This window comes from Rhodococcus sp. BS-15, assembly GCF_000813105.1.
Taxonomy (GTDB): domain Bacteria; phylum Actinomycetota; class Actinomycetes; order Mycobacteriales; family Mycobacteriaceae; genus Rhodococcoides.
Window position 1 is genome coordinate 1 of the sequence record NZ_BAOX01000332.1, and the last position, 5,018, is coordinate 5,018.

The 5,018-nt window shown below is 65.2% G+C and carries 4 protein-coding genes and 2 pseudogenes; 4 read left to right on the top strand and 2 right to left on the bottom strand.

Annotation, left to right across the window (positions count from 1 at the left end; translation table 11 throughout):
- The 4 genes and pseudogenes from RHBS_RS31095 to RHBS_RS24180 form a co-directional block, all read left to right on the top strand.
- On the top strand, positions 1-912 hold a 912-nt coding region (locus tag RHBS_RS31095), incomplete at its 5' end, for a DUF1648 domain-containing protein (RefSeq protein ID WP_237669643.1).
- Positions 885-1,244, top strand: coding sequence for a hypothetical protein (locus tag RHBS_RS31100; RefSeq protein ID WP_237669645.1), 360 nt, complete (start codon positions 885-887; stop codon positions 1,242-1,244). The genes RHBS_RS31095 and RHBS_RS31100, both read left to right, overlap by 28 nt.
- Before the next feature lie 9 nt (positions 1,245-1,253).
- Positions 1,254-2,254 (top strand): annotated as a pseudogene (locus RHBS_RS24175) (bile acid:sodium symporter family protein).
- 36 nt (positions 2,255-2,290) lie between these two features.
- A complete protein-coding gene (locus RHBS_RS24180; RefSeq protein ID WP_121871615.1) occupies positions 2,291-3,652 on the top strand; it encodes a glutamate decarboxylase in 1,362 nt (453 codons plus the stop codon).
- Positions 3,653-3,715: 63 nt separating this feature from the next.
- Here the strand turns inward: RHBS_RS24180 and RHBS_RS24185 are convergent, their stop codons facing one another.
- Together RHBS_RS24185 and RHBS_RS24190 are read right to left on the bottom strand one after the other, a co-directional pair.
- Entirely contained in the window at positions 3,716-4,333 is a 618-nt protein-coding gene (locus tag RHBS_RS24185; protein ID WP_183130317.1) for a YqgE/AlgH family protein, read from the bottom strand.
- A 55-nt stretch (positions 4,334-4,388) separates the two neighbouring features.
- Positions 4,389-5,018 (bottom strand): annotated as a pseudogene (locus RHBS_RS24190) (TetR/AcrR family transcriptional regulator); the annotation flags it as partial.

Here is a 5,018-nt window from a genome sequence, read left to right on the forward strand (position 1 = left end):
CTCGCCAACCGCGTTGCCGGTCCCACCACCGCCGCATCGGCCTTGGTGTTGGCCATCGGCGCAGTGGCCGCACTCGCATTGAGCGGCATCGCCGCCGTCGTCGGCGTCGTCGTAGCCTCGTGGCCGCCCTGTTCATCGCCGCAGCCGGCGGATCCATCGGGGCACGCGCAGCAGCGGCCGTCCCGCCACCCGCCGAGGCGGACGGATGCGGAAGCTCCTGCATCTCGTGCAGCCTCAAGGACGCCTGCCAGCCGAGCTGAGCAGATGAAGGCGAAGGCACTACGCACGTTCGACCCGGCCGGGGTCGTCTTCGGCGTCGTCGTCCCCCTTGTCGTAGCCGCACTCGGACTCGTCCTGGCGTACCTGTGGCAAGGCCGTCTGCCGGAGCAGGTCGCCACGCACTTCAGCGGCACCGAACCGGACGACTTCTCCAACCCGCTCTCCAACGCCTGGACCCTCGCGATCGTGATCGTGCTGGTGGGCGGCGGGTGCAGCGCCGTCGCATCATTGGCCCGGGTGCTGCTGATCATGCGTCGCACGATGTTGATCATCGGGCTGACCGTCGTCGGGACGATCGGTGTTCTGCAGATCGCCACCCTGGTTCGCGAACTGGACATGGCGACCGAGCAAAGCGTCACCGTCCCTGGTTGGGCCATGGCGGTGGGGACCGTCGTCGGCTTCGCGGCCGGGTTGTTCGGCGCATCGAGGCTGCGCGATCACCGCGAACGCGTTCTCGCCACGTCGCCGCCGCACTCCGATCTGCCACGGTGCAGTCCCGAATTGCCCCTGGTGGTCCACGTCGGTGCCAGTCGCATCGCCGGCATCACCGTCGTGGCAGTGTCCCTGGCCGGGGCCGCTCTGACGTGCTACCTGTCCAGCTCACTGTGCCGATCTTCCTGTTCGCCCCCCTGACGATTCTGATTCTGTCGCTGCTGCGCTTCACCGTGCACATCGACAGCGACGGTCTGTTCGTCTCGAGCCTCGGCATGGCGGCCTTCGACTACGACATCGACGAGATCACCGGCGCATCGGTCAGAGCGGTCGACCCCTCGAAGGAGTTCGGCGGTTGGGGCCTGCGGGCCAAGGGACGCGGCAATTACGCCGTCGCCACCGACGCCGGTCCCGCGGCCTTCGTCACGTTCGCCAACGGGGACAGGCTCACCATCGGTTCCGCCAAGGCCGACACAATTGCTGGCACCCTGAACACCTTGACCGCCCGCACTCGCAGCGCCACGGTGGATTGAGTTGGCCGAGTGAAGTTGTTCCGGGATACCGTGCTGGATCCCTTCCTGCTGGGCATCTTCGCGGTCGCCGCGCTGGCGAGCCTCTTCCCGGCCACCGGTACAGCGGAGGACGTACTGGGCTGGCTCACGCGCATCGCCATCGCACTGCTGTTCCTCATCTACGGCGCGCGCCTCTCGCCGCGCGACGCCTGGAACGGCATCAAGCACTGGCGGCTGCACTCGGTGATTCTGGCGTGCACATATCTGCTGTTCCCGGCGCTCGGGCTTGCCCTGCGGATCCTCGTCCCCGGGGTGATCAGTGACGACCTCTACACCGGAATACTGTTCCTCTGCCTGGTCCCCTCGACCGTGCAGTCCTCGATCGCCTTCACCTCCATCGCCCGCGGCAACGTCGCCGGTGCCGTGGTGAGTGCCTCGTTCTCCAATATCATCGGCGTGTTCGTCACCCCACTGCTCGTGATCGCCCTGATGACCACCACCGGTTCGGCGACCATCGACCCCAGCTCGATCCTCGACATCGTGGTCCAACTGTTGCTCCCGTTCGCCGTCGGTCAGCTGATCCGGCCCTGGGTGACAGGCTGGCTCACCCGACACAGCGCGCCGACGAAGCTCGTCGACCGGGGTTCGATCCTGCTGGTCGTCTTCGCCGCCTTCAGCGAATCGATGAACCAGAACGTGTGGTCGTCGGTGGCGGTGTGGCGCATCGGCGTCGTCGTCGCAGTGAGCGCTGCGCTGCTCGCCCTGGTGCTGACGATCACCTGGTACGGAGGCAAATGGCTGGCTTCGCCTTCGAGGATCGGGTGGTGCTGCTGTTCTGCGGCTCCAAGAAGAGCCTGGCCAGCGGGCTGCCGATGGCAGCGGTGCTGTTCGTCGGCCAACCCGTCGGACTGATCGTGCTGCCGCTGTTGATCTTCCACCAGATTCAGCTGATGGTGTGCACCGTGATCGCTCAGCATTTCGCGCGACGACCGGAATCGGAACAGAGCCCGGTGGGCAGCGTCGCGGACTAGATTGGGTGTCACTCGAGCCGATCACGGGAGAAGACGATGACCAGGAAAATCCACGCCGACGGTATCGTCTCTGCGGCCTACACCGGCCGGTTCGCCACCAATCCCGTACCCGCACTGAGACTTCCCGAGGAGCAGCTCGATCCCGACGCCGCCTACCGCTACATCCACGACGAACTGATGCTCGACGGCAGCTCGCGCCTGAATCTGGCGACGTTCGTCACCACGTGGATGGATCCACAGGCCGAGAAGCTCATGGCGGAGACGTTCGACAAGAACATGATCGACAAGGACGAGTATCCGTCCACCGCCGCCATCGAGGAACGCTGCGTCAACATCGTCGCCGATCTGTTCCACGCGCCCGGACTCGACCGGGAGGACCCGTCGTCGGCCACGGGCGTGTCGACCATAGGATCCAGTGAAGCCGTCATGCTGGCCGGATTGGCACTCAAATGGCGCTGGCGGGCCAGGGGAACGGGTACCGGCACTCCGAACCTGGTGCTGGGCAGCAACGTTCAGGTGGTGTGGGAGAAGTTCTGCCGCTACTTCGACGTGGAGCCCAAGTACCTGCCCGTCGAACGCGGCCGCTACGTCATCACCCCGGAACAGGTTCGGGATGCAGTGGACGAGAACACCATCGGCGTCGTAGCGATCCTCGGCACCACGTTCACCGGAGAACTCGAACCGGTGCAGGAGATCTGCGCCGTGCTGGACGAGATCGCCGGTGGTGGCGGGCCCGACGTACCGGTACATGTCGACGCGGCCAGTGGCGGATTCGTCGTACCGTTCCTGTACCCGGAACTCGAATGGGACTTCCGGCTGCCTCGCGTCAAGTCCATCAACGCCAGCGGCCACAAGTACGGATTGACCTATCCGGGAATAGGATTCGCCGTCTGGCGAACCAAGGAAGACCTGCCCGAGGACCTCGTGTTCCGCGTCAACTACCTCGGTGGAGACATGCCCACCTTCACGTTGAACTTCTCCAGGCCGGGTAATCAGGTGATCGGGCAGTACTACAACTTCCTGCGCCTCGGCAGATCCGGCTACACCGAGATCATGAAAGCACTGCGCGACACCGCCGTTCGCGTCAGTCGGCACCTCGACAAACATCCCGACATCGAGGTGATCACCGACGGAGCGGCCATCCCGGTGCTGTCGTTCATGCTGAAAGGGGACTGCGGATTCACGGTGTTCGACGTTTCCCACGAACTACGTGCCCGCGGATGGCAGGTACCGGCATACACGATGCCCGACAACGCAACCGACGTCGCCGTACTCAGAATCGTCGTCCGAGAGGGCTTCAGCGCGGATCTTGGTCGCATGCTGTGCATCGCCATCGACGAGGTGATCGACGGACTGAAATCAGGCGGACACTCGACCGCACAGGCTTTCGCTCACTAGTGCCTGCGGCAGTGGTGCGGTTGAGTGCCCTGGGTGGCACTTAACCACGCCACTGCGAAGCACTCAGTTCCGCTCGACGTCGATCGGGTGGGATGCGAGCAACGCCAACGGCATCGGCTGCCGACGCAACACATGGGCCCACAGGTCTATCCGCGGTGGACCGATCACGTCGGATGGCAAGGCAGACATCACCATCCAGTCGTCCCGGTCGAGTTCGCCTTCCAGCTGGCCGAATGTCCAGCCCGAATATCCGGCGAAGATGCGCACACCCTCGACGAGTGGGGTGATATCGGCAGGATCGGAATCGAGATCGACCATCACCACTCGACCGTCGACGCGTCGCAGACCGGGAACTCCGTCGATCGACACGCCGGTCCGCAGCGTCGCCAGGCACAGGGCCGAATCGCGTTTGACCGGGCCACCGACGTACAGCGCCTGGGGCTTGGCTGCCAGCTCGGACCAGTTGGGCAGCACGTTCTGCACCGCTGTCTCGCTGGGACGGTTGATCACGACACCGAGACTGCCCGCGTCGTTGTGTTCGATGATGTAGATGACGGTGCGCCGAAACGTGGGCTCCACGAGTTCGATGGACGACACCAACAGACTGCCGGGACGAACATCGCGCAAGGCCGATGCCGTCTGGTCCTCGGGTTCCTCCGCATGCGCTGCCACGCTAGTCATTGTGGCACCGCGCACCCACGGATGTGGCGCAAGCGATGCGGCCAGTCCTGGTTACCTACTCGAGCTCAGCGATCTTCGTCAACAATCCCAACTGGTACTCGAACAAGTCGTCCCTGCTGGCGAACGTCGTAGCCCCGTATTGATCGAACACATCGAAGCTGATGGCCCCGAACAGTGACGCCCACACCATGACTCCCAGTGCGATCAGCCCGTCGGGCAGGTCCATCCCCATCTCCGCACGGATGTCCTCGAAGCTTCCGTGCAGTGACGCCAACTCGGGCGGCTCGGCGTCGACATCCGGTCGACGGGTCTGCCACGCCGAGTAGAGGACGGCCACCAGCGTGGTGATCACCCGGGTGCCCGGACCGGTGGTCTGCTCCGCGGGGGCGTGATAGCCGGGCACCGGACTGCCGAACAGCAACGCGTAGCGCGCGGGCTCCCGCAATCCCCACTGCCGCACTGTCCGGCCGAGCGCGAGGAACTTCTCCCTGGGTCCGTCGGCCGCGTCCACCGCTGCGTCGACGGTGTCCCCGAGCTCGGTGTATCCGTCGACGACCAGCAGCGTCAGCAGTTCGTCGCGGCTGGCGACGTAGCGGTAGACGGCGGAGGACACGACCCCCGAGGTCTCGCGCGACAGCGCGCAACGACAGGGCGGCCGCGCCGTCGGCGGCCAGGTGTTCGCGTC

What these genes read in the sequence shown, in the direction of transcription:
- RHBS_RS24185 (WP_183130317.1), bottom strand. Translation starts at nt 4,333, where the DNA reads ATGACTAGCGTGGCAGCGCATGCGGAGGAACCCGAGGACCAGACGGCA.
- RHBS_RS24180 (WP_121871615.1), top strand. Translation starts at nt 2,291, where the DNA reads ATGACCAGGAAAATCCACGCCGACGGTATCGTCTCTGCGGCCTACACC.